The following is a 23,925-nucleotide window of genomic DNA, read 5'->3' on the forward strand; positions in this document are numbered from 1 at the left end:
ATTACTCTTCGCTTTCGCCGGTTTCACCGCGACGGGCGCTGAGGCCGTATTCGCGCAGTTTATTGGCAATCGCCGTGTGTGAAACGCCCAGACGTTTCGCCAGTTTTCGCGTGCTTGGATAAGTGCGATAAAGACGGGTCAGCACCGAGCGTTCGAAACGCTTGCTGATGTCGTCGAGCGAACCGTTTAGCGCTTCTTCTCCAATCGTCACTTCGGCATCAAAGTCTGGCAGAACGATGTCCTGCGGGCGCAGTTCGCCGCCTTCCAGCTGGGTGAGCGCACGATAAATGGCGTTTTTGAGCTGACGGACATTGCCCGGCCAGCCGTAATGCGTCAGATAATTTGCCAGCTGCGAGGACAGTTTTGGTCGCGGCATCCCCTGTTCATCAGAGAAACGCGCCACAAACAGTTCGGTCAGCGGCATGACATCCGCCGGACGATCGCGCAGCGGCGGCAGCGTCAGGCTCAGCACGTTCAGACGGTAATACAGGTCTTCACGGAATTCTCCACGCTGAACCAGTTCCACAAGATTCTTCTGCGTGGCGCACATCACGCGTACATCCACCTTCACTTCATGCTCTTCGCCGACGCGCCGGAACGTGCCGTCATTGAGAAAACGCAGCAACTTGATCTGCATTCTCGGCGACATTTCACCGATTTCATCGAGCAATACCGAACCGCCGTTGGCCTGTTCGAAGAAGCCTTTTTTTCCTTCCAGAGCATTCGGATATGCGCCAGCGGCATAACCGAACAGTTCACTTTCAACGACATCATCCGGCAGCGAAGCACAGTTGAGGCCAAGGAACGGCTTTTTACCGCGCGCGCTGCGCAGGTGGCAGGCGTGTGCCAGCAAATCTTTGCCGGTGCCGGTATCACCGACGATCAGCAACGGGGCATCCAGCATCGCCAGTTTGCGGGCCTGATCCAGCACGTGGCGCATTTTGCTGCTGACCGCGACAATATGGTCGAACTCGCTGTCGTCGTTGACCGTCAGATCCTGCAACTGCCGACCCATGCGGGCGGCTGATTTGAGCATGACCACGGCACCGGCGATCCCGCCTTTTTCGTTTTCATCCTCAATGTGGATCGGGGTGAGATCCATCAGGAAATCCTGACTGCGGATGACAATTCGCTCGGAATGCGGCTGAGCATTATCGCTTTCTAACCATCGCGTGACGTTGTAACCGGTGATCAGGTTCGCCGCCGTGACGTTGCGGATTTTATCTTCATCGAGTTCAAACAATGCCATCGCTGCCGGGTTGGCCTGCTCGATTTTACCTTTCATATCAATGGAGAATACCGGCTCCGGCATGGAAACCAGCAGCGCACGCAGGGCGCGGTGTTCACGCTCAGAAGGCATGAACGTGACAGTACGGACATCCGTCACGCCGTCGATACGGCGGATTTCTGCCATCAGGGCGCGAAAAGTATCAAAATCCAGTTGGGAAAAATTAAGGTAAATGCGGCCAATCGAGGCAATCTCGATACCGCGTAAATCAATACTGCGTAAAACCAGTAGATCGAGTAGTTCCCGGGTGAGCCCCAGGCGGTCTTCGCAAAAAACTTCCAGACGCATCAGTGTTGACCTTTTTCTGCCGGTGCGGAAATCGCTGGAGGGATAATACTCTTTCATGTACACGGGAAGAAGAGACTGTCACGAAAAGTTGACAAAATAATTCCCGGCTGGAAATCCGCTTGCCACAATGATCGGGTAAGCGTTTTGCTTTTGCAGTGATTTTTGCTGTTATTTTCGGGTGCGCGGACTTCGCCATCGCCCCCTTTTTCTGCTACTATCGCCCTTCTGATTTCATCGCCAAATGGTTCCCGACTATGAAGTTCGTCTCCTTTAATATCAACGGATTGCGCGCACGTCCGCACCAGCTTGCCGCCATTATTGAACAGCATCAGCCTGACGTGATCGGTCTGCAGGAAACTAAGGTTCATGACGACATGTTCCCGCTGGAAGATGTCAGCCAGTACGGCTATCACGTGTTCTATCATGGTCAGAAAGGCCATTATGGCGTGGCTATGCTGACTAAGCAGGAACCGGTGGCTGTACGTCGTGGTTTCCTGGGAGACGATGAAGACTCCCAGCGCCGTATCATTATGGCCGACATTGAAACGCCCCAGGGCATTCTGACGGTCATCAACGGGTATTTCCCGCAGGGTGAAAGCCGCGACCATCCGACCAAATTCCCGGCCAAAGAGAAGTTCTACCGCGATTTGCAGGATTACCTGAACACCAGTTTGTCAGTGAATAATCCGGTGGTTGTGATGGGCGACGTGAATATCAGCCCGACCGATCTGGATATCGGTATCGGCGAAGACAGCCGTAAACGCTGGCTGCGCACCGGTAAATGTTCTTTCCTGCCGGAAGAGCGCGAATGGATGGATCGCCTGAAAGGCTGGGGACTCGTTGATACGTTCCGCGCCGCTAACCCGGAAGCGACCGATAAATTCTCGTGGTTCGACTACCGTTCACGCGGCTTTGACGAAAACCGCGGCCTGCGCATCGATCTGATCCTGGCGAGCAATCCGCTGGCTGAACGCTGTTTAGCAACCGGTATCGATTACGAAATTCGAGGAATGGAAAAACCGTCTGACCATGCGCCAATCTGGGCAACGTTCGACCTGAAGTAATACAGATGAAGACGATTGATGTGGTTGCCGCGCTGATTGAATGTGAGGGAAAATTACTCCTCGCCCGGCGCGATGCCAGCAGCGATCAGGCCGGTTTATGGGAATTCCCCGGCGGGAAAGTCGAAGCCGGGGAAAGTCAGCCCGCCGCGCTGATACGTGAGTTACGCGAAGAGATGAACATCACCGCGCAGGTTGCCGGTTTTGTCGCGACCAGCGAACTGCACCAGCCGGAACGCCTGATCCGGCTGCACGGCTGGCGCGTCAGCAGTTTTACAGGAACGATTTCGTTACAGTGTCACTCGGAAGTTTGCTGGGTTGCGCCGCAGGAGGTTCGTTCCTTTGAACTGGCACCGGCGGATATTCCGCTGATTGACGCCTATCTGCGGGCCTTGTAGCCACGGCGCCGCTTAACGCTTCTCCATAAAAAAGGCGCGGACAGGTGACTGTTTCCGCGCCTTTTTGCTGTTCAGAGCGGGGTTATTTTTTCAGCACTTCCCATTTCAGTTCATTGGTGCCGACCACGTTCGGGTCGCGCGAGCATTGCAGCACCACGCTGTCTGCCGTGACCACCGCGCCCTCACTGTAGCTCTGGTTGTTGTAGATGCAGCAGTTATGGCAGGTCGGCGCACTGTTATTATTGCCGTTGCCGCTGTTTTCCCAGATTTGCGGCGGCAGCGGTACCACGACGTCCGCGCCGTTGCCGTAACGCTCCGCCATAGCCGGAGCCGACAGCAATGACGAACTGACCAGTAACGCCATCAGCGCTTTATGCATCAACTTCTTATTCATCAGTACGTTATTCATCACTGCTTGCTTCCTTCCCTTTGGGACTGGCTTTACGCCGTTTAGGTGCGCTTTTGCCTTTCGCCGCCGCAGCGGGCTTAGAAGGCAGGCTGCGGAATGCCGAAGACACCCGGTTCGTTTTGGCCTGAATGATGAGGTTCTGCAACGTGGCGACCAGCGGTTCCATGAAATCCTGGTAGCGGCAGCTTTTTTCACTGATACGCGTCAGCGTGGATTCCCAGTCAGCCGTCATATCTGGCCTTGCGGCAATGTCCGGCAGTGAATGAATCAGTGCGCGGCCAGTGTCGCTGGAATGAATATAACGCCCTTTTTTGTATAAAAACTCGCGGCGGAACAGGAGTTCGATAATCCCGGCGCGTGTCGCTTCTGTGCCCAATCCGTCCGTGGCGCGCAGAATTTTCTTCAGTTCTTTATCCTGAACAAAACGCGCAATACCGGTCATCGCGGAAAGCAATGTCGCATCGGTGAACGGGCGCGGCGGCTGCGTCTGGCGCTCCACCACTTCTCCGCGTTCGCACAGTAATTCATCGCCCTTCGCCACGACCGGCAACGGCGTACCTTCGTTTTCTTCGTCACGCTCTTTGCTGCCAAGCAGTGTTCGCCAGCCTGCCTCAGCCAGGAAACGCGCTTTGGCGATAAACTTGCCACCTGCAATATCCAGATCGATAACGCATTTGCGGTATACCGCGTCGGGGCAGAATTGCATCAGATACTGACGTGCTACCAGACCATAAATTTTGCGCTCGTCATCGCTCAGGTTGACGTTACTGCTGCGAGCCGTCGGGATAATCGCGTGGTGCGCATCGACCTTTTTGTCGTCCCAGCAACGGTTACGCAAATCGGTATCAACCACCGGCTGCGGCATTAAATCCGGGCGGTGAACGCCGATGGCATTCAGTACGGCGTGACGTCCGGCAAAATGTTCTTCTGGCAGATATCGGCAATCCGAACGCGGATACGTAATCAGTTTGTGCGTTTCATAGAGTTTCTGACAAATATCCAGAATCTGCTGCGCGCTCAGGCCAAAAGCTTTTGACCCTTCAATCTGCAAGGTGGATAACGAGAACGGCAACGGCGCGATGTCATTTTCACGTTTGTCGTTATACCCGGTGACCATCGCCGGTTGCCCGGCAATGCGCGCCACCACGTGATCGGCCAGCGGGCGGTGCAGCAAACGCCCTTCTTCATCCTGATACGGCTCGCAGGAGTCGCTCGGTTGCCAGAGCGCGATGAAGCGTTCTTCGGCAGGCGTGACGATATGCGCTTTCACTTCAAAAAAATCTTTCGGTACGAAGTTTTCGATTTCTTCATCACGGCGCACCACCAGACCGAGCACTGGCGTTTGCACGCGGCCCACGGAAAGCACGCCGTTGTATCCTGCATTGCGCCCTAAAATAGTATAGGCGCGGGTCATGTTGATGCCGTAAAGCCAGTCAGCGCGGGCGCGGGCCAGGGCAGAAACGCACAGCGGAATAAAATCACGGTTGTCGCGCAGGCGTTCAATGGCACGTTCGACGGCCTGCGGATTGAGATCGTTAATCAGACAGCGCTGGGTCGCCTGGCGTTTTTCCGGCGTCAGTTCGAGATAATCCAGCACTTCATCCACCAGCAGTTGCCCTTCGCGATCCGGGTCACCCGCGTGGACAACCTGAGAGGCTTCAAGCAGCAGACGTTTGATGACATTAAGCTGTTTAGCGACGGAAGGACGCGGCTGAAGCTGCCATTTATTAGGAATGATCGGTAAGTCAGCCAGTGCCCAGCGGGCGAAGCGGCTGTCATAGGCATCCGGCTGGGCCTGTTCCAGTAAGTGACCGACACACCAGGTCACCACCTGGTCGTTACCGCAGGCAATGTATCCGTCGCCGCGGCGATGAGGCTTTGGCAGGACATCGGCAATAGCGCGGGCAAGGCTGGGTTTTTCGGCAATAAACAGACGCATCAGATCGCACCGTCCTGAAGTGTGACCGCGAGTGTGATCGCTACAAGAATTTCCATCATCCCATCCTTCATTCACAACGTCCTCATCATCCAGGGTGGCTATGTTAGCCGCTGGCGGCGCAATTAGTAAGATGGATAGAGACATCCGGGATGGCGGTCGCTCACAAAGGCAGCGAAAAACCGGTTTATCAGATTCAACCGAACATATTCTGCTGAAAAACCGGTCTGTCCGTCGTGAGGAAATGGCTTAGAAATGCGTCACGAAAGGTGTACTGTCCACCGGAATGACCTGCAAACTTGCTTTGAGCTGCGGCGTGCCGAGATACAGGAAACCGACGATTTTATCGTTCTCGCCGCAATGGAAGGCTTTGCGGACATCAGGATGATCGGTCCACGCGCCGGTGCGCCAGATGCCGTTGAACCCCTGAGCCAGCGCTGCCATCTGCATCGCCTGCACGGCACAACCGGCGGACAACAATTGTTCCCACTGTGGCACTTTCGGGCTTTCCTTGCAGGCCGCAATCACGGTGATGATTTGCGGCGCGCGAAGCGGAGCCTGCGTGGCTTTCTCAATGGCTTTTTCGTCCGCGCCGTCTTTGATCGCCGCCGCGCGCAGCAGCTCACTGAAACGCGTCAGACCATCATTTTCTGCAATCACGAAGCGCCACGGCTGAAGCGCACCGTGGTCTGGCGCACGCAGCCCTGCGTTGATGATATTTTGCAGTGCTTGCCCTGCCGGTGCGGGAGCCGCCAGACGGGATGCAGAACGGCGGTTAAGTAACAAATCCAGTGCGTCCATTTTAATCTCCTGAGAATAATTGCTATTTACCTTACGTTAACATAGGCACAACGCATTTTTCCAACCTCCGGCAGGCTTTCGGATAATGCGTCACCGCCAAATTCTGAAATGATTTAAAGCTGACATTTCTCCGGCAGGTCATTAGGATAGCGAGACTTAACCGTCTTATTGGAGAGACCATGCGCACATTGTGGCGAATTATCGCCGGTTTTTTTAAGTGGACCTGGCGTCTTCTTAATTTCGTCAGAGAATTCATTCTCAACGTATTTCTTATTCTGATCATTCTGGCCGGCGTCGGCATCTGGTATGCCGTGCAGGATAAGCCGGTTGAAACCACCAAAGGCGCGCTGCTGGTTGATCTTAGCGGCTCGGTGGTGGACAAACCTTCCGTCAACAATAAAGTCCGCCAGTGGGGCCGCGAGCTTCTGGGGACATCCAGCAGCCGGTTACAGGAAAACTCCCTGTTTGATCTGGTCGATACCCTTCGTTCAGCAAAAGATGACAAAAACGTCACCGGTATCGTGTTGCAACTGACCGATTTCACCGGTACCGATCAGTCATCCATGCAATATATCGGTAAAGCATTACGTGAATTCCGTGATGCCGGTAAACCGATTTACGCCATCGGTGACAGCTACAATCAGTCGCAATATTATCTGGCGAGCTACGCCAATAAAATCTATCTGTCGCCGCAGGGCGCGGTCGATTTGCACGGTTTTGCGACCAATAATCTGTACTACAAATCTCTGCTGGATAAGCTGAAGGTCACCACCAACATCTTCCGCGTCGGGACGTATAAATCTGCCGTTGAACCGCTGATCCGTGATGATATGTCGCCTGCGGCCCGCGAGGCGGATAGCCGCTGGATTGGTGGCTTGTGGAGTAACTACCTCAATACCGTTTCAGCTAACCGTCAGATTACGCCTGAGCAATTGTTCCCGGGTGCAGCGGGCATTCTTGCAGGAATGCAGGCCACCGGCGGCGATATGGCTCAGTACGCGCTGAAAGCCAAACTGGTGGATTCTCTGGCATCACGAACCGACGCAGACAATGACATGGTGAAAGCATTTGGCTGGAATAAAACCACCAAAGACTTCAACTACACCAGCATTTACGATTATTCACCGAAGCCAAAACCGGATAACAATGATCCGCAAATCGCGGTGATCTTCGCGACCGGTGCCATCAACGACGGTGAAGAGCAACCGGGTGCGGTGGGCGGCGATACCACCGCACAGCAAATTCGCGATGCCCGTCTGGATCCGAAAGTGAAAGCGATTGTCTTCCGCGTCAACAGTCCTGGCGGCAGCGTCAGCGCGTCTGAAGTGATCCGCTCTGAACTGGCCGCCGCAAAAGCTGCGGGTAAACCGGTGGTAGTTTCAATGGGTGGCATGGCGGCTTCCGGGGGTTACTGGATTTCAACGCCAGCGAACTACATCATTGCCAGCCCAAGCACGCTGACCGGCTCCATCGGTATCTTTGGTGTGATCAATACGTATCAGAACACACTTGATTACGCCGGTGTGCATACTGATGGCGTGGCGACTTCCCCGCTGGCCGATATCGCATCGACCAAAGCGTTGCCGCCGGAATTCTCGCAAATGATGCAGCTGAACATCGAGAATGGGTATAAAACCTTCCTCGGCCTGGTGGCGGATTCCCGTCATAAAACGCCGGAGCAGATTGATCAGATTGCACAGGGTCACGTCTGGATTGGTTCTGACGCCAAGGCCAACGGTCTGGTGGATGAACTGGGTGATTTCGATGACGCCGTGAAGAAAGCTGCGGATCTGGCCAAACTGCCGAAATGGCAGTTGAACTGGTATGTCAGCGAGCCAAGTCTGAGCGATATGTTGTTCTCCCAGGTCAGCGTGTCCGTTCACGCCATGCTGCCCGCGGCTATTCAGGCCTATCTGCCTGCGCCGGTGAGCAAAATGGCGATGGAGCTGAAATCACAAGCTGACCTGTTCAGCAACATGAACGATCCGCAAAACCGTTACGCACTTTGCCTGACGTGTGGTGACGTGAAGTAATTGCGTTAACCCCTGCGGCATGAAAATCTGCCCGGCGCTTCTCCCAGAGAGCGCCGGGCTTTTTTGTGGCACCGCCCTTTTCTGGTGGGACAGCGGCGGCGAAGCCTTTATACTTAGCGCAGTTGCTTTCACCTTTCTAAAAAAAGAACATCTTCGATGACTAAAAAATCTATTTACGTTGCCTACACCGGCGGCACCATCGGTATGCAGCGTTCTGAGCAGGGTTACATTCCTGTATCCGGCCATTTACAACGCCAGCTGGCGCTGATGCCAGAATTCCACCGCCCTGAAATGCCTGAGTTTACGATTCAGGAATACGCGCCACTGATGGATTCTTCCGATATGACGCCGGAAGACTGGCAGCACATCGCGGACGACATTCAGGCGCATTACGACGATTACGACGGTTTTGTGATTTTGCATGGCACGGACACCATGGCCTTTACGGCTTCTGCGCTGTCTTTCATGCTGGAAAATCTGAGCAAGCCGGTGATCGTTACGGGTTCGCAAATCCCGCTGGAAGCCCTGCGCTCTGACGGGCAGATTAACCTGCTGAACTCGCTGTATATTGCGGCAAATCATCCGGTTAACGAAGTCACCCTGTTTTTCAATAACCGTCTTTATCGCGGTAACCGCAGCACTAAAGCCCACGCCGACGGTTTTGATGCATTTGCGTCACCCAACCTTTCTCCGTTGCTGGAAGCGGGCATTCACATCCGCCGTCTGTCCACCCCTTCGCTGCCGGTCGTTCCTGCTTCGACGCTGAAAGTGCATCACATCACCCCGCAGCCTATCGGCGTGGTGACTATTTACCCCGGCATTTCCGCAGAAGTTGTGCAAAACTTTCTGATGCAGCCAGTGAAAGCGCTGATCCTGCGCTCTTACGGAGTCGGCAATGCCCCGCAAAAAGGTGATTTGCTGAAAGTGCTGAAGGACGCCTCTGAGCGCGGCATTGTGGTCGTGAATCTGACGCAATGTATCTCCGGACGCGTCAATATGGGGGGGTATGCAACGGGTAATGCGCTTGCGCATTCCGGCGTAATCAGCGGATTTGATATGACGGTGGAAGCCGCGCTGACCAAGCTGCATTACCTGCTCAGCCAGTCACATACGCCGGAAGAAATCCGCGAACTGATGCAGCAGAATCTGCGTGGCGAACTGACGGAATAGTTGACCGTATAAGAGGCGATATGAAATCTGCGTTGTTGCTGGTCGATTTGCAAAACGATTTTTGCCGCGGTGGCGCGCTGGCCGTTAATGATGGGGATGCGACCGTTGCCGTCGCCAATCAGATGATGTTGTGGTGTAAAAGCCGCGATATCCCCGTGGTGGCGTCGCAAGACTGGCACCCTGCCGGACACAAAAGTTTTGCCGCAAACTCGCATCAGGATGCCTGGACATCGGGCGAACTGAACGGGCTGCCGCAGGTCTGGTGGCCGGTTCACTGCGTTCAGCACGAACCCGGCGCGGAATTCCATCCGTCACTGAATACGCGTCTTTTAGATTTTGTCGTCCAAAAAGGCACGGACGCTGAAATCGACAGTTACAGCGCATTCTTCGATAACGGCCACCGCGCCGCTACCGTGCTGAACGACTGGCTGAAAGCCTCAAAGATTTCGCATCTTTATGTCATGGGTCTGGCGACGGATTATTGTGTGAAGTTCACGGTCCTGGACGCGCTGTCACAGGGATATCAGGTTACGCTGCTGACCGATGGCTGCCGTGGTGTGAACATCGAACCTCACGACAGTGCTGAAGCTGTTGAAGCAATGCGTGAGGCTGGCGCACAAATCGGGACGGCAGACGCCCTGAACGGCTGATTACTCTGCTCTTCAGAGGCAAAAAAGGCGCGTATGCGCCTTTTTTATTCCCTGACATTTCGCGTAAAAAAACTGCTTATCTCCATGTCCCCGCCGTAAGATGTTCAATTCCGGACAAATTCATTTTTTACAAAACTTCACGTAATAGATCTCGTTTTGGGTATGCGTAATACGTTATAAATAGCACACTATCATTAATCACCTGGCTGTATTCCATGATAATTTTACGACTGGCATGCCACGCTAATGACTCTGCAATGTGTCCGTTATTTTTTATCGATAAATAATGAATGGACTATGCGTGGCCGTACCAATAAGATGGCGCCGCTTTTTATTAAATGAATAACTCAAGCTTAGGATGAGCAGGCTAACCCTTAAGGATTATCAGATTGAAAGAATACCAATATCAAATTTTAAAAAGCTGTCTTCAGCGTGAAGTGATGGATTCAGAGAAAGACTTTTCCTGGTTCCGCACGCTGCATCGCGCCATTAAATGCCCCGGCAGGCGATTCTACTTCTGGTGGCGAATCGCTAATTATCTTTATAAAACCGGCGGCAAGGCTTCCAGAAAATATGCAATTTCGGTAAACAGAAGATTAAGAAATAAATATGGTACCGATATCAATCTGGGCGCTGATATTGGCCCCGGAATGAAGATTTCTCATTTCGTTGGTATTGTGGTTGCCGATTGTTGCGAAATAGGCTCGAACCTGAACATTAAGCAAAATGTGACAATTGGTATCAAATATGACAATCAGAGCGGCAAGATCTATATCGGGGACAATGTCATCATTGGTGCGAACAGTTGCATTATCGGTTGCGATATAAGCATCGGGAATAATGTCACCATCGGTGCGATGAGTTTCGTAGATAAAAATGTTCCTAATGATTGCGTTGTCTATAACCAGCGCACAGATAACCTGATCTACAAGCAGATTGCGTAACTCACTGACGATTATTTTTTAAAGGCGCGTTATGCGCCTTTTTTATGCCTCAGACAAACCCCTTCCCATTACTCCGGTTTGAGTCTAATCAGCGCATCCTGAGCGAACTGTTGTTTCAGCTCTTGTTTGCTTTTGGTAACGATCTGCCCGTCAGTGCCGATGCTCATATGCTGGGCATCCACGTTGTGACGTGACTGATACAGCATCACCGCTTGCAGGCTGTGCTCTTTTTGTTCTGGCGTCAGCGCCACACCGTCGGGCCATTTCCCCAGCTCTACGGCCAGCGCCAGACGTGCGTAGATTTCCGGCGTCATTACATCAATGAGTTGATTAATTTCCATCTGAGCACCTCTGTTCAACAGGATTATTCAAAAGGTTTTGAATAATAGCTGAATCGATTTTGTCGGTAAGATTACAGCGCAGCCTAACCGGCCGTTTTTTCGCCATTTTTGCTGTCGGTAAAACTCATCGAAGCAGAATTTACGCAGTAACGTTCACCTGTTGGTTGCGGGCCATCCGGGAAAACATGCCCTAAATGTGCCCCGCAGCTGGAACAGCGGATCTCAATGCGGTCCATATTATGCGTATTATCAGTGAGATATTTTATCGCATCGTGGTCAACAGGTTGATAAAAACTTGGCCATCCGCAGCCGGATTCATACTTAGTCTCGGAGTAAAACAGAGGCGCGTTACACACTACGCAATGATAAATGCCCTGGCGAATGTTGTGCAGCAGTTTTCCTGTATAAGGGCGCTCGGTTCCGTGTTCCTGAGTGACATAACGTTGAATTTCAGTGAGTTGTTCGGGTGCAGAAGCAGATTTGGATGCATTGCTCATGATTATCGTTCTCTGACGAATTTAAATTACAACTAAATTAACAGTTTATAATAACAAAAAATTAACAACAATTCAGCCTGTTTTGTCCTAAACTGTATGGCATCAGCGTTAGCCAGCTCCAACTTGTGATGGCGATCACACTCCTGATCTTCTTGTCCTTTATATTCTGTTTTTCGCCCCCATGTTGTTGTGAGCCGATTAAAAAAACGGAACGTGCAATAAGCGAGCAACAGTAGGTCGTCGCTTTGACTTACAGCAATAATTGACACGATTCCGCTTGACGCTCAGCAAGGTTTTTGTAATTTTACAACCAACCTTTTATTCACTAAAAAAATAGCTGGTGGAATATATGACTATCAAAGTAGGTATCAACGGTTTTGGCCGTATCGGTCGCATTGTTTTCCGTGCTGCTCAGGAACGTTCTGACATCGAGATCGTAGCAATCAACGATCTGTTAGACGCAGATTACATGGCATACATGCTGAAGTACGACTCAACTCATGGTCGTTTCAACGGTACTGTTGAAGTTAAAGACGGTCACCTGGTTGTTAACGGCAAAACCATCCGTGTTACCGCTGAGCGTGACCCAGCTAACCTGAAATGGAATGAAGTTAACGTTGATGTTGTTGCTGAAGCGACTGGTCTGTTCCTGGACGACGCAACTGCACGTAAACACATCACTGCAGGCGCTAAGAAAGTTGTTCTGACTGGTCCATCTAAAGATGACACCCCTATGTTCGTTATGGGCGTTAACCATAAAGAATACAAAGGTCAGGAAATCGTTTCTAACGCATCTTGCACCACTAACTGCCTGGCACCACTGGCTAAAGTTATCAACGACAACTTCGGTATCGTTGAAGCGCTGATGACCACTGTTCATGCAACTACCGCAACTCAGAAAACCGTTGATGGCCCGTCTCACAAAGACTGGCGCGGCGGCCGCGGCGCATCTCAGAACATCATCCCTTCTTCTACCGGTGCAGCTAAAGCAGTAGGTAAAGTTATCCCTGCTCTGAACGGTAAACTGACCGGTATGGCGTTCCGCGTTCCTACTCCTAACGTTTCTGTTGTTGACCTGACTGCACGTCTGGAAAAACCAGCAACCTACAAAGAAATCTGCGCAGTAATCAAAGCAGCTTCTGAAGCAGGCGACCTGAAAGGCGTTCTGGGTTACACCGAAGACGACGTTGTTTCTACCGATTTCAACGGCGAAAAACTGACTTCAGTATTCGATGCTAAAGCAGGTATCGCGCTGAATGACAACTTTGTGAAACTGGTTTCCTGGTACGACAACGAAACTGGCTACTCAAACAAAGTACTGGATCTGATTTCTCACGTTTCCAAATAATTGGCGATGTTGATGAACTGATTGAAGGGCGACGCAAGTCGCCCTTTTGCTTTCTGTCAGTCGCACATTTTTATCAGGCATATGAGTGCGATCAAACAGAATGATCACGTTCATCTGTAGTCTTGGTTCTTATCTTCGTAATTGTTAAAACCCTGACAGGACTTTAGATAATGACAGAACAACTCTTTTCTCTTCCGGTCGTAAACCAAATTTCAACCACCATCAGCCAGCGTCAGATCGACGAACTGCCGGTGATCGTTGTTTCTCATCCCAAAGTAAAAGCGGCTGTAGCCTTACAAGGCGCACATTTATTGTCCTGGCAGCCTGAAGGCGAAGCGCCTGTGCTGTGGATGAGCAGCGCAAGCGCTTTCAAAGAAGGCGTCGCAATTCGTGGCGGTATTCCAATTTGCTGGCCGTGGTTTGGCCCGGCGGGTAAACCGTCTCACGGTTTTGCGCGTAACTTCGCCTGGACACTGACCGATCACAAAGAAAGCGCTGAAGGCGTTGTTCTGACGCTGACGCTGAAAAGCACACCTGAAAGTCTGGAATTGTGGCCACACGAATTTGTGCTGACCGCGCGCTTCACACTCGGTGAAATCTGCCACATTGAGCTGGAATCTGCCGGTGACTTCGAAGCCAACAGCGCCCTGCACACCTATTTCAACATCGGCAATATCGCGGATGTCACCGTTAAAGGGCTCGGTGCCAGCTTCATTGATAAAGTCGATGGCGCGAAACTTAAAGAAGAAGCTGGTGACCTGACCTTTACCGGACAGACTGACCGCATCTACACCCAGCCTCAGGCGACCAGTGAAATCGTGGATCCGGTGCTGAAACGCACGCTGGTTGTTGCGCATGAAAACAACGCAGACGTTGTGGCGTGGAACCCGGGTTCTGCGCTGTCCGTAAGCATGGCCGATATGCCAGACGACGGTTACAAAACCATGGTTTGTGTTGAAACGGCGCAGGTGTCAGACAAGCATGTTTCGACCGCCGCTGCACCGGCACGTCTTGCGGTGACATTCTCAATCCGCAAATAACCGGACAGAGTTTTCCCGTCGTAAAAACTAAGGGGCCATCCGGCCCCTTTTGTCTGCGTCAGATTTAGCGAATTCAGACCATATCCAGCGAGGTTTTCCCGCGTGGTGCCGGAAAGGCAGCATTGATCATCGCAATTTCTTCATCCGTTACAAACAGCGCCAACGCTGCCGCATTCTCTTTGACATGCTGCGGCTGAACGGCTTTAGGAATCGCAATCACGTTGCGGGTGCGCGTTACCCAAGCCAGCGCGATTTGCGAACTGCTCACGCCGCGCACGGCGGCAATTTTCTGCATCACCGGATTGTCCAGCACGTCATGACGTAATTTTCCGGCCTGTGCCAGCGGGCAATACGCCATTACCGGGACAGCGTGTTCTTCGCACCACGGCAAAAGGTCAAATTCGATGCCCCGTGAAGCGGCGTGATATAAAACCTGATCGGTCATACATTCCTGGCCGCCGGGAATCTTCCACAATTCCTGCATATCATCGGTATCAAGATTGGATACGCCCCAGCGCCGGATTTTGCCTGACTGCTGCAACTTTTCCATCGCCGCAACGGTGTCATGTAACGGAATCGAACCACGCCAGTGCAACAGATAAAGGTCTATACAATCTGTTTGCAATCTTTTGAGACTTTGTTCGCAGGCGGTTATCGCCTTCTCCCCTCCGGCATGATGTGGATAGATTTTTGAGACCAGATACACTTCATCACGCCGTCCGGCTATTGCCTCGCCGACCACCCTTTCCGCCTCGCCGTCCGCGTACATTTCTGCGGTGTCGATCAGGGTCATACCGGCATCCAGCCCTTGTTTCAGCGCATCCACTTCGGCGCGCCGCTCACTGCGTTGTTCTCCCATAAACCAGGTGCCTTGTCCGATTGCGGGAACGCTTGTGCCATCAGGAAATTGCACGGTTTTCGCTTTCATCTGTTTCCTCCTGTCGGGTCTGCAAAAAATGAGTGATGAACTCGTGATGAACTATAAATGTGCAAATGGGGCGAAACGCCCCATGAATGTGCAGAGTATGCACCGGAAAAGTGCCCGCTTAATTAAAAGCTGTAGGTCACACCGGTCCAGACAATCGCGCTATAAGATTTATCCACCATCGGACTGTCTTTCACTTCGTCCGCTAAACGGATGTAACGGCCGGTGAAGAAGCCCTGCCAGTCGCGGGTAAAGTTATAACGAGCGGAAATCTCGGCGTAAGGACTGAAGCTGTCATCGGCAGAATAGCTGTTCAGGCCACTGCGACGCGATTCTCCTTTGGTGACGCCATAGTAGTAATCGTTCTGGTTGCTGCTGTTCCACATAACACCAAAACCAGGAACCAGCGCCCAGTTGTCCTGATGAATCGGATACAGATAAGCCGCATCGGCGACCAGGCCATTACTGTTATTGAGCACATCACCGTTAAACGTTGCACGCAGCGTGCCCCAGTCTTCAACATGTGAATACGCCAGACCGCCCATCAGCGTACCGCGGCGTTTGTTGAGACGTTTCATCTGGTGATCGTCAGAGTCATCGGGGTCAAAACCGAATGGAATATAAGTTGCAGTGACGCTGAATTTATTGCTGCTGTCTTTCCAAAGATAGTAGCCTGCAGTCAGTGATTTGAAATAGAAATCGTCACTGTCGTAAGACACGATCGGCACGGGTAAAATTTTATTGTCATAACCACGGTATGCGTTCACATCCGCCAGAGCCGAAGCGCCGAGTGACCAGGTTCCTGCGACAGCTACATGACTGAAAAGCACTGCCGAGCCCACGATGGACAGTGTTTTGAGGTTCAAAATCTTCATTGTCTTAATTCCATTAAGTAAAAAATCGTCGGTAGTGTAAATGAAGCGTAAGTATCCCGCTTAGCATTTCTCGTTCTCTAAAAAACCTTAACCTGAAAAATCGAAGCGATCGCACAATTTATCTGCAAAATATGAAATAAAAATGACTAAAGAAACAACTTCCGGTCTGCAAGGCACGTCCTGCAAGGCTTTTCAGAGCATTCCGGACAACTGAGTCATTGAAATGACTTAAAAAACGGCAAAACCAGAGAGGAAATTTTTCTAATGCCAAACTACGCTTATAAATAGATGAAAGACTTAGCCTGAACAGTCGCCCGTCCCACCGATTTATGACAGTTTTCAAATCATCGCCACTGTCAGCGTCAAAGGGGTTCTGCAAGTTGGCATAAGGGTTGCTGTATTCAGGTGGGAGATCTTTCTTCCGGGGGCTTAGCTCTCATTAACCTGTGCTATACCCAAGTCTTTGAGGTTGCGCTAACGCTTCAAAACGAAAGGTAAAATAACGAAGGACGGGCATCGTATGAACATATTTGACCATTATCGCCAGCGCTATGAGGCTGCCAAGGACGAAGAGTTCACACTGCAGGAATTTCTTACCATTGCACGGCAAGATCGCAGTGCTTATGTCAATGCGGCGGAACGTCTGTTGATGGCAATCGGTGAACCAGTGATGGTAGATACCGCGCTTGAACCACGCCTGTCGCGTTTATTCTCGAACCGTGTTGTTGCACGCTACCCTGCATTTGAAGAATTTTACGGCATGGAAGAGGCCATCGAGCAGATCGTCTCCTATCTGAAACACGCCGCGCAAGGTCTGGAAGAAAAGAAACAAATCCTCTATTTACTGGGTCCGGTGGGTGGCGGTAAATCGTCACTGGCCGAACGGCTGAAATCCCTGATGCAACGTGTACCGATTTATGTGCTGAGCGCCAACGGCGAACGCAGCCCGGTAAACGATCATCCGCTGTGCCTGTTTAATCCGCAGGAAGATGCGCATATTCTCGAAAAAGAATACAACATTCCTCCGCGCTATCTGGGCACCATCATGTCGCCGTGGGCGGCAAAACGTCTGCACGAATTTGGCGGTGACATCACGAAATTCAGAGTCGTGAAAGTCTGGCCGTCGATTCTCGAACAAATTGCTATAGCCAAAACTGAGCCTGGCGATGAAAACAACCAAGACATCTCCGCGCTGGTCGGGAAAGTGGATATCCGTAAACTGGAGAACCACGCGCAGAACGATCCGGACGCTTACGGTTATTCCGGCGCACTTTGCCGTGCAAACCAGGGTGTGATGGAGTTCGTCGAGATGTTTAAGGCACCGATTAAAGTGCTGCACCCGCTGCTGACCGCCACACAGGAAGGTAACTATAACGGGACCGAAGGGATCTCTGCCCTGCCGTTCAACGGCATTATTCTGGCGCACTCCAACGAATCTGAGTGGGTGACGTTCCGCAACAACAAGAATAATGAAGCGTTCCTTGACCGTGTATACATCGTCAAAGTGCCTTATTGCCTGCGCGTTTCCGAAGAGATGAAAATCTACGACAAACTGCTCAGCAACAGTGAACTGGCGCATGCTCCTTGCGCGCCGGGTACGTTAGAAACGCTGGCACGCTTCTCCATTCTTTCGCGTCTGAAAACGCCGGAGAACTCCAGCAGCTATTCCAAAATGCGCGTCTATGACGGCGAAAGCCTGAAAGACACCGATCCGAAAGCCAAATCCTATCAGGAATACCGCGATTATGCGGGCGTGGACGAAGGGATGAACGGGCTGTCGACGCGTTTCGCGTTTAAAATTCTGTCCCGCGTATTCAACTTTGATCATGCGGAAGTCGCCGCCAACCCGGTCCATCTGTTCTATGTTCTGGAACAGCAAATCGAGCGCGAGCAATTCCCGCAGGACATCGCTGAGAAATATCTGGAACACCTGAAAGGCTATCTGATCCCGAAATACGCTGAATTCATCGGTAAAGAGATCCAGACCGCTTATCTGGAATCCTATTCAGAGTACGGACAAAACATTTTCGACCGTTATGTCACCTACGCTGACTTCTGGATCCAGGATCAGGAATACCGTGACCCGGATACCGGCCAGCTGTTTGACCGTGAATCCCTGAACGCAGAGCTGGAGAAAATTGAAAAACCAGCCGGGATCAGTAATCCAAAAGATTTCCGTAACGAAATCGTCAACTTCGTGCTGCGTGCCCGCGCCAATAACAGCGGCCGCAATCCAAACTGGACCAGTTACGAAAAACTGCGCACGGTGATTGAGAAAAAAATGTTCTCAAATACCGAGGAATTACTGCCAGTTATCTCGTTTAACGCCAAGACGTCGACCGATGAACAGAAGAAGCATGATGATTTTGTCGACAGAATGATGGAGAAAGGATATACACGCAAACAGGTTCGCCTGCTGTGTGAATGGTATCTGCGCGTAAGAAAATCCTCGTAACAGGGGATCGTTGGCAACGTCGTTTGGGGGAAATATGACGTATTTTATTGACCGCAGGCTGAATGGCAAAAACAAGAGTGCGGTGAACCGCCAGCGCTTCTTGCGTCGCTATAAGTCGCAAATCAAACAGTCGATTGCCGAGGCCATCAACAAGCGTTCGGTTACCGACGTGGACAGCGGGGAGTCGGTTTCGATCCCCAATGCAGATATCAACGAACCCATGTTCCATCAGGGCCGCGGTGGCTTACGCCACCGTGTTCACCCCGGCAATGACCACTTTGTGCAGAATGACCGTATCGAACGACCGCAAGGGGGCGGTGGCGGCGGCAGTGGTCAGGGCGAAGCCAGTCAGGACGGTGAAGGCGAAGACGAGTTTTCTTTCCAGATCTCCAAAGACGAATATCTCGATCTGCTGTTTGAAGATTTGGCGCTTCCTAACCTGAGAAAAAATCAGCATAAGCAGCTGACTGAATTCAAAACCCACCGCTCCGGTTATACGTCTAACGGCGTACCGGCGAATATCAGTGTGGTGCGCTCTTTGCAAAACTCCCTGGCTCGCCGCACGGCGATGACCGCGGGTAAAAAACGGGAGCTGCGTGAGCTGGAATCGACGCTGACCGAGGTTGAACACAGTGAACCGGCACAATTACTGGAAGAAGAACGGCTGCGTAAGGAAATCGCCGAGTTGCGGGCGAAAATCGCCAAAACGCCGTTCATCGACACCTTTGATTTACGTTATCGCAACTACGAGCGTCGCCCTGAGCCTTCCAGCCAGGCCGTGATGTTCTGTCTGATGGATGTCTCCGGTTCTATGGATCAGGCAACCAAAGACATGGCCAAACGTTTCTATATTCTGCTCTATCTGTTCCTGAGCCGGACGTATAAAAACGTCGACGTGGTCTATATCCGTCACCATACACAAGCCAAAGAAGTGGATGAACAGGAGTTCTTCTACTCGCAGGAAACCGGCGGGACCATCGTTTCAAGCGCACTGAAACTGATGGATGAAGTCATTCAGGAACGCTACGACCCAGCGCAGTGGAATATTTATGCCGCGCAGGCCTCTGATGGCGACAACTGGGCTGACGATTCCCCTCTGTGCCACCAGCTTCTGGCACAGAAGATCCTGCCAATGGTGCGTTATTACAGCTATATCGAAATCACCCGCCGTGCCCACCAGACGCTGTGGCGTGAATATGAAGTGTTGCAGGAGAGATTTGATAATTTCGCCATGCAGCATATCCGCGAACAGGAAGATATTTATCCGGTCTTCCGGGAACTCTTCCACAAACAAACTGAGAACAGTTGATGTTCGACGTTAATTAAAAAGCCGGCAAAATCCTCGCCGGCTTTTTTGTGGAATCATCCTCACAATAACCTGCTACGTATAAGGTTATTCGCCCACGATCACAGATTACGTTCCCGCCAGCCGTCACACTATCTTCTATAAATTTAAGACCCCAATCACCTGTGATGCTGACTTCTTTTACTTTTTTAACAAAGGGTTGAGGAATACATTATGGAAAAAATTCGTATTGAAGATGAACCTGTAGAGATCGGGTTCGAAGACGGGCTTTATGTTTCGTATTCAGAGGTTTATCACGAGGGAAAGATAGAGCATATCGACCGCGATGCGTTTATCGCTTTATTGGCAAAAGAATTTAAAACTCCCGCGGCAAGGATTGAGACTCAGGTGAGTCATTATATTTAAGGTTAATTTGCAGATACAAAATAAGGCCCGGTCATTATTTTATGGATTGAGCCTGGTATATAAATTGCGTACATCCTTGTATCGCTGCATTTTTGAAACACATCCTGAAGCAACCCCTTCCGGCGCTTATCTCCGGCACTCACCCGAAAGCGGTGTTAGCTCTACGAGGGGCGATACAAAGACTACCAGCTAGGATTACTCTGATCAACAGTGATAATGGTTATCATTTGAGTTTTTTTCCTTCTGCTACTTTTTGTACTCACCGGCCGCCAATCGGGGCATAAAAAAAGCCAGAGGATCTCTCCCCTGGCTTTTTCGACAATTTCGCGAAGGAAATTACATGCCGTAAACCAGATTCACAGAAGTGACGGTGTCGGTTTTATCCGGCGCACTGGCTGGTGGTTTGGTGTTGTAAGTTACGTCATACGCAACTTTTAGCGAGAAGTGGCTATTGATAGCTACAGTCAGCGCAGTTTCTGAGTTCAGTGTGGTTTCATCGTTAGCTAATACGGAGAAGCCCTGCGTGAAACGTGCGGTATCGCTGATCTGATAACCGTAAGTCCCTGAACCGTATGCCAGAGCACGGGTCTGGTGGCCGCCCTGCTCGAATTCATCGTGACGAACACCAGGACCGGCTTCCAGATTCAGCGTATGAACCGGACCGCTCCAGATCTGACGACCGTAACCGATGGTTGCGACATCGCGCGCGCGATAGCCGTTATAACGGTCGCTCAACCAGCTCGCCTGACCAAAAACGTAGTTCGCGTTATCCAGATTATAACGGGTACGACCGCCCGCCTGATACTTCTCGGATGAACGGACACCGGAAGAAGAGGTATTACGCGCAGAACCCCACAGGCTGTAAGCCGTGTTGGTATCAAACCAGGTCATGGTGGTATCAGCATTCAGCGTGGAGTTGCTGGTGTTACCGGTTTGTGCACTGTAACCCGCCTGCACATTGCCTACGAAAGGCTTCTTCGCCTGAGCAGGATCATCGAGCGCAGTGAAAATGGTAGTGTCTGCAAGGCTTGAAATACTGAACAGCGCTGCACCGCAAATTACGGCACAAGCTGGTAAACGACGTACAACCCGAAAAAACATTTTGTTTCCCCAATAAGACTTAAGGCAAATAACGAGAGTAGACCACACGATTTATGCCATTAATTAGGATCCGTTAATCAAGCCTGACAACTCCGTTTCGATGGCACATACATACAAATATTTTTACCGCAACAAATATAACGCACTCAGCACGGGATATCTTAATAAAGCGGCTTTTTTAGATAGTTCCGAATGACATATATTTCCGGCAATAGAAACATACAAAATCATTACGTTCTCTTTCATTGATTTTTATTTCAATGCAGTTCTGTAATCATTCCTGGTGCGCCAAACTGACTTCTTGCCCTGCCGCTCTCGTCAGAGAGCTTGCGAGCTGGCGACGTACAGATTTCCGCCGAACTCGTCGCTGAATCTTGTCCTTTTGAGCGATGCGGGGTAGTTTTATCCTGATAACATCTTATTTTTTGCCTCGGGTTCCTCGAAGGCAGCCTTCAGGAGGAGTGGTCATGGCTTTACAAAAAGAGATTATTCAGGCATTGCACGTTAAACCGCATATCGATGCCGCACAGGAAATCCGTGTCAGCGTCGATTTTCTCAAAAGTTATCTGCTGGCCCATCCGTTCATCAGGACACTGGTTCTGGGGATCAGCGGCGGGCAAGATTCTACTCTCACCGGCAAACTTTGCCAAACAGCAATTAGCGAATTACGCGCAGAAACGAAAGAAGATGATTACCAGTTCATCGCCGTGCGTTTGCCGTACGGCGTGCAGGCTGACGAGTCCGATTGTCAGGACGCCATCACTTTTATTCAGCCCGATCAGGTTCTGACTGTAAATATTAAAAATGCGGTGCTGGCAAGCGAAGCGACATTGCGTGAAATTGGCATTGAGCTGAGCGATTTTATTAAAGGTAATGAAAAAGCGCGTGAGCGAATGAAAGCCCAGTACAGCATTGCCGGAATGAAAAAAGGGGTTGTCGTCGGGACGGATCACGCAGCCGAAGCCGTTACCGGTTTCTTCACCAAATATGGCGACGGCGGCACGGATATCAACCCGATTTTCCGCCTGAACAAACGTCAGGGTAAAGCGCTGCTCAAAACGCTGGGCTGCCCGGAACATCTGTATACCAAAGCGCCGACGGCAGATTTGGAAGAAAACCGCCCTTCTCTGCCGGATGAAGTCGCTCTGGGCGTGACCTACGAGCTGATCGACGATTATCTTGAAGGCAAAAAAGTGGATGACAGCGTCGCGGCGATTATCGAAGGCTGGTATCTGCGCACCGAACATAAACGTCAGCCACCGATTACGGTGTTCGATGATTTCTGGAAGAAAAAATAATTTCTGACGGCAATCTCTGTAACGGGCACGTATTGCGTGTCCGTTTTTTCTACCGGCTTCTCCCTTTCGCCTTTGAAATCACAAGTTCCTTTCCATTCATTAACGAAATCATTACCCTTAGTCCCCTTCCGGACTGACTGACAGTGATGTTTCCAATGCAAAAATTCCTTTTTCTGCTGCTGAGCCTGGTGTTGCTCGGCCCTCTGGGTATCGATCTGTACCTGCCCGCCATCCCGGCGATTGCCCTTGGCTTGCAAAGCACCGAAGCGGTAATTCAGTCTTCGATTTCGCTATTCATTTTGGTGATGGGATTAGGGCAACTGGTCGCCGGTCCGCTGGTGGATAAATTTGGACGCCGCCCGATCGCGATTATCGGCATTGTCGTCTATCTGGCGGGCGCAATTATCGCGGCAATGTCGGTTGCGCCGTGGATGTTCCTGTTATCCCGTGTGGTTCAGGGGTTGGCCGTGTGCTGTACGTCGGTGGTGATTTTCAGCGGTGTGCGTGACCGCATGAGCGGCAACGACGCCGCCCGTGCCTACGGTTTCCTCAACGGGACGCTCAATATTATCCCTGCGCTTGCACCGCTCATTGGCGGCCTGATTGCGCAATATTATGGCTGGCGGGCACCGTTTTGGGCGCTGGCGGGTTACACCGTGGCGGTCATGCTGCTGGTCATTTTCAAACTGCCGGAAACCCGCCCGGCGGACACCCAAACCAACTCCGGGCTGCCGTTTCGCCAGTACGCGCGGATTCTGTCGGATCCCCGTTTCGTCACTTTCGCCGCGGTTAACGCAGGGGCGATGGGCATGGCGCTGACCTATGTCTCGCTGGCGCCGACCGTGCTGATGAACGTGGCAGGCCTCACACCATTAGAATTTTCCATTGTGTTCGGCGCAAACGGCTTCTGGATTATGGCGGTGAGCTTTATTGCCAACCGTATTATCCGCAAAGTGGGACGGCCGGTGTGTCTGAAAGCCGGCGGTATCCTGATGTTTGCCGGTTGTCTGGGGCTGATTGCCGGGATCACGCTGGTGCCACCGGCAGAACAAACCGCGACGTGGCTGTATATGCTGCCGGTTGCCAGCGCCTGCGCGGGTTTAGCGTTCCTGATGGGGCCCGCCACCAGCTATGCGCTGGAGCCGTTCTCAAGTGAAGCCGGTGTGGCGTCTGCGCTGGTCGGTTCGGTGCAGATGGCCGGTGGTGCGCTGCTGGGCTTTATTGCGATGGCGTTGCCGTTACAACCTAAGCTGAGCCTTGCGCTGGTGATGCTGGCGGGAGGATGTCTGGCGATGCTGGCGCGTCGTGCCAGTAAGAAATCGACGGGTCAGCTGACCCGTCTGGAAAGCTAAAAAA

22 protein-coding genes are annotated in these 23,925 nt (G+C 51.6%); 13 read left to right on the forward strand and 9 right to left on the reverse strand.

Translation table 11 applies throughout. The features are described 5' to 3' along the window. Position 1 precedes the first annotated feature (1 nt). Entirely contained in the window at positions 2-1,576 is a 1,575-nt protein-coding gene (tyrR, locus tag M2403_RS07350) for a transcriptional regulator TyrR (RefSeq protein WP_165057758.1), read from the reverse strand. 254 nt (positions 1,577-1,830) lie between these two features. Here tyrR and xthA point away from each other — a divergent pair, with 254 nt between their 5' ends. Both xthA and M2403_RS07360 read left to right on the forward strand, forming a co-directional pair. After that, entirely contained in the window at positions 1,831-2,640 is an 810-nt protein-coding gene (gene xthA / locus M2403_RS07355) for an exodeoxyribonuclease III (RefSeq protein ID WP_259228840.1), read from the forward strand. A 5-nt stretch (positions 2,641-2,645) separates the two neighbouring features. Beyond that, positions 2,646-3,035 carry a pyrimidine (deoxy)nucleoside triphosphate diphosphatase gene (locus M2403_RS07360; protein ID WP_152327100.1) on the forward strand — a complete coding sequence of 130 codons (390 nt, stop codon included), beginning with the start codon at positions 2,646-2,648 and terminating at the stop codon, positions 3,033-3,035. A gap of 82 nt (positions 3,036-3,117) precedes the next feature. Here the strand turns inward: M2403_RS07360 and M2403_RS07365 are convergent, their stop codons facing one another. From M2403_RS07365 to M2403_RS07375, 3 genes are all read right to left on the reverse strand, one after another. After that, positions 3,118-3,414 carry a DUF1496 domain-containing protein gene (locus tag M2403_RS07365; protein WP_193333189.1) on the reverse strand — a complete coding sequence of 99 codons (297 nt, stop codon included), beginning with the start codon at positions 3,412-3,414 and terminating at the stop codon, positions 3,118-3,120. A 22-nt stretch (positions 3,415-3,436) separates the two neighbouring features. Beyond that, on the reverse strand, positions 3,437-5,383 hold the full coding sequence (locus M2403_RS07370; RefSeq protein WP_165057759.1) for a DNA topoisomerase III: 1,947 nt from the start codon (positions 5,381-5,383) through the stop codon (positions 3,437-3,439). 246 nt (positions 5,384-5,629) lie between these two features. After that, positions 5,630-6,181, reverse strand: a complete 552-nt coding sequence (locus tag M2403_RS07375) for an NAD(P)H nitroreductase (protein ID WP_152327099.1) — start codon at positions 6,179-6,181, stop codon at positions 5,630-5,632. A gap of 179 nt (positions 6,182-6,360) precedes the next feature. Between M2403_RS07375 and sppA the strand changes: the two genes are divergently transcribed. From sppA to M2403_RS07395, 4 genes are all read left to right on the forward strand, one after another. After that, on the forward strand, positions 6,361-8,214 hold the full coding sequence (gene sppA / locus M2403_RS07380; protein ID WP_152327098.1) for a signal peptide peptidase SppA: 1,854 nt from the start codon (positions 6,361-6,363) through the stop codon (positions 8,212-8,214). A 156-nt stretch (positions 8,215-8,370) separates the two neighbouring features. Then, on the forward strand, positions 8,371-9,384 hold the full coding sequence (gene ansA, locus M2403_RS07385; RefSeq protein ID WP_165057761.1) for an asparaginase: 1,014 nt from the start codon (positions 8,371-8,373) through the stop codon (positions 9,382-9,384). 20 nt (positions 9,385-9,404) lie between these two features. Then, complete coding sequence (gene pncA, locus M2403_RS07390; protein ID WP_152327096.1) at positions 9,405-10,034, forward strand: bifunctional nicotinamidase/pyrazinamidase; 630 nt, start codon at positions 9,405-9,407, stop codon at positions 10,032-10,034. Positions 10,035-10,423: 389 nt separating this feature from the next. Then, positions 10,424-10,978 carry a serine acetyltransferase gene (locus tag M2403_RS07395; protein ID WP_152327095.1) on the forward strand — a complete coding sequence of 185 codons (555 nt, stop codon included), beginning with the start codon at positions 10,424-10,426 and terminating at the stop codon, positions 10,976-10,978. 68 nt (positions 10,979-11,046) lie between these two features. On the opposite strand, the gene M2403_RS07400 is transcribed toward M2403_RS07395, so the two are convergent. Together M2403_RS07400 and msrB are read right to left on the reverse strand one after the other, a co-directional pair. Then, positions 11,047-11,319 carry a YeaC family protein gene (locus M2403_RS07400; protein WP_195823172.1) on the reverse strand — a complete coding sequence of 91 codons (273 nt, stop codon included), beginning with the start codon at positions 11,317-11,319 and terminating at the stop codon, positions 11,047-11,049. An 83-nt stretch (positions 11,320-11,402) separates the two neighbouring features. Beyond that, complete coding sequence (gene msrB / locus M2403_RS07405) at positions 11,403-11,816, reverse strand: peptide-methionine (R)-S-oxide reductase MsrB (RefSeq protein WP_259228841.1); 414 nt, start codon at positions 11,814-11,816, stop codon at positions 11,403-11,405. 349 nt (positions 11,817-12,165) lie between these two features. Between msrB and gapA the strand changes: the two genes are divergently transcribed. Next, positions 12,166-13,164, forward strand: a complete 999-nt coding sequence (gene gapA / locus M2403_RS07410; RefSeq protein ID WP_165057765.1) for a glyceraldehyde-3-phosphate dehydrogenase — start codon at positions 12,166-12,168, stop codon at positions 13,162-13,164. A 170-nt stretch (positions 13,165-13,334) separates the two neighbouring features. Further along, positions 13,335-14,204, forward strand: coding sequence for a D-hexose-6-phosphate mutarotase (locus M2403_RS07415; protein ID WP_152327091.1), 870 nt, complete (start codon positions 13,335-13,337; stop codon positions 14,202-14,204). Positions 14,205-14,277: 73 nt separating this feature from the next. On the opposite strand, the gene M2403_RS07420 is transcribed toward M2403_RS07415, so the two are convergent. After that, positions 14,278-15,132 carry an aldo/keto reductase gene (locus tag M2403_RS07420; RefSeq protein ID WP_259228842.1) on the reverse strand — a complete coding sequence of 285 codons (855 nt, stop codon included), beginning with the start codon at positions 15,130-15,132 and terminating at the stop codon, positions 14,278-14,280. Between the two features lie 122 nt (positions 15,133-15,254). Further along, positions 15,255-16,004 carry a MipA/OmpV family protein gene (locus tag M2403_RS07425; protein ID WP_259228843.1) on the reverse strand — a complete coding sequence of 250 codons (750 nt, stop codon included), beginning with the start codon at positions 16,002-16,004 and terminating at the stop codon, positions 15,255-15,257. A gap of 520 nt (positions 16,005-16,524) precedes the next feature. On the opposite strand from M2403_RS07425, the gene yeaG reads away from it, so the two are divergent. The 3 genes from yeaG to M2403_RS07440 all read left to right on the forward strand — a co-directional run bounded on the left by yeaG (position 16,525) and on the right by M2403_RS07440 (position 20,170). Next, positions 16,525-18,459, forward strand: coding sequence for a protein kinase YeaG (gene yeaG / locus M2403_RS07430; RefSeq protein WP_165057771.1), 1,935 nt, complete (start codon positions 16,525-16,527; stop codon positions 18,457-18,459). A 34-nt stretch (positions 18,460-18,493) separates the two neighbouring features. Beyond that, a complete protein-coding gene (locus tag M2403_RS07435) occupies positions 18,494-19,768 on the forward strand; it encodes a YeaH/YhbH family protein (RefSeq protein WP_152327087.1) in 1,275 nt (424 codons plus the stop codon). Positions 19,769-19,978: 210 nt separating this feature from the next. Then, positions 19,979-20,170 (forward strand): hypothetical protein, encoded by a 192-nt coding sequence (locus tag M2403_RS07440; protein ID WP_259228844.1) that lies wholly within the window; start codon positions 19,979-19,981, stop codon positions 20,168-20,170. 336 nt (positions 20,171-20,506) lie between these two features. On the opposite strand, the gene M2403_RS07445 is transcribed toward M2403_RS07440, so the two are convergent. Beyond that, complete coding sequence (locus M2403_RS07445; protein ID WP_152327085.1) at positions 20,507-21,271, reverse strand: YdiY family protein; 765 nt, start codon at positions 21,269-21,271, stop codon at positions 20,507-20,509. Between the two features lie 467 nt (positions 21,272-21,738). Here M2403_RS07445 and nadE point away from each other — a divergent pair, with 467 nt between their 5' ends. Next, a complete protein-coding gene (gene nadE / locus M2403_RS07450; protein ID WP_152327084.1) occupies positions 21,739-22,569 on the forward strand; it encodes an ammonia-dependent NAD(+) synthetase in 831 nt (276 codons plus the stop codon). Positions 22,570-22,724: 155 nt separating this feature from the next. Next, positions 22,725-23,921 carry a multidrug effflux MFS transporter gene (locus M2403_RS07455; protein WP_152327083.1) on the forward strand — a complete coding sequence of 399 codons (1,197 nt, stop codon included), beginning with the start codon at positions 22,725-22,727 and terminating at the stop codon, positions 23,919-23,921. Positions 23,922-23,925 lie beyond the last annotated feature (4 nt).

The sequence above is a fragment of the Rahnella sp. BIGb0603 genome (genome assembly GCF_024808755.1).
In the GTDB taxonomy this organism is placed as follows: Bacteria; Pseudomonadota; Gammaproteobacteria; order Enterobacterales; family Enterobacteriaceae; genus Rahnella; species Rahnella contaminans.

Excerpts from the sequence above, each read along its gene's own strand:
- tyrR (WP_165057758.1), bottom strand. The coding sequence starts at position 1,576 with ATGCGTCTGGAAGTTTTTTGCGAAGACCGCCTGGGGCTCACCCGGGAA.
- xthA (WP_259228840.1), top strand. The coding sequence starts at position 1,831 with ATGAAGTTCGTCTCCTTTAATATCAACGGATTGCGCGCACGTCCGCAC.
- M2403_RS07360 (WP_152327100.1), top strand. The coding sequence starts at position 2,646 with ATGAAGACGATTGATGTGGTTGCCGCGCTGATTGAATGTGAGGGAAAA.
- M2403_RS07365 (WP_193333189.1), bottom strand. The coding sequence starts at position 3,414 with ATGCATAAAGCGCTGATGGCGTTACTGGTCAGTTCGTCATTGCTGTCG.
- M2403_RS07370 (WP_165057759.1), bottom strand. The coding sequence starts at position 5,383 with ATGCGTCTGTTTATTGCCGAAAAACCCAGCCTTGCCCGCGCTATTGCC.
- M2403_RS07375 (WP_152327099.1), bottom strand. The coding sequence starts at position 6,181 with ATGGACGCACTGGATTTGTTACTTAACCGCCGTTCTGCATCCCGTCTG.
- sppA (WP_152327098.1), top strand. The coding sequence starts at position 6,361 with ATGCGCACATTGTGGCGAATTATCGCCGGTTTTTTTAAGTGGACCTGG.
- ansA (WP_165057761.1), top strand. The coding sequence starts at position 8,371 with ATGACTAAAAAATCTATTTACGTTGCCTACACCGGCGGCACCATCGGT.
- pncA (WP_152327096.1), top strand. The coding sequence starts at position 9,405 with ATGAAATCTGCGTTGTTGCTGGTCGATTTGCAAAACGATTTTTGCCGC.
- M2403_RS07400 (WP_195823172.1), bottom strand. The coding sequence starts at position 11,319 with ATGGAAATTAATCAACTCATTGATGTAATGACGCCGGAAATCTACGCA.
- msrB (WP_259228841.1), bottom strand. The coding sequence starts at position 11,816 with ATGAGCAATGCATCCAAATCTGCTTCTGCACCCGAACAACTCACTGAA.
- gapA (WP_165057765.1), top strand. The coding sequence starts at position 12,166 with ATGACTATCAAAGTAGGTATCAACGGTTTTGGCCGTATCGGTCGCATT.
- M2403_RS07415 (WP_152327091.1), top strand. The coding sequence starts at position 13,335 with ATGACAGAACAACTCTTTTCTCTTCCGGTCGTAAACCAAATTTCAACC.
- M2403_RS07420 (WP_259228842.1), bottom strand. The coding sequence starts at position 15,132 with ATGAAAGCGAAAACCGTGCAATTTCCTGATGGCACAAGCGTTCCCGCA.
- M2403_RS07425 (WP_259228843.1), bottom strand. The coding sequence starts at position 16,004 with ATGAAGATTTTGAACCTCAAAACACTGTCCATCGTGGGCTCGGCAGTG.
- yeaG (WP_165057771.1), top strand. The coding sequence starts at position 16,525 with ATGAACATATTTGACCATTATCGCCAGCGCTATGAGGCTGCCAAGGAC.
- M2403_RS07435 (WP_152327087.1), top strand. The coding sequence starts at position 18,494 with ATGACGTATTTTATTGACCGCAGGCTGAATGGCAAAAACAAGAGTGCG.
- M2403_RS07440 (WP_259228844.1), top strand. The coding sequence starts at position 19,979 with ATGGAAAAAATTCGTATTGAAGATGAACCTGTAGAGATCGGGTTCGAA.
- M2403_RS07445 (WP_152327085.1), bottom strand. The coding sequence starts at position 21,271 with ATGTTTTTTCGGGTTGTACGTCGTTTACCAGCTTGTGCCGTAATTTGC.
- nadE (WP_152327084.1), top strand. The coding sequence starts at position 21,739 with ATGGCTTTACAAAAAGAGATTATTCAGGCATTGCACGTTAAACCGCAT.
- M2403_RS07455 (WP_152327083.1), top strand. The coding sequence starts at position 22,725 with ATGCAAAAATTCCTTTTTCTGCTGCTGAGCCTGGTGTTGCTCGGCCCT.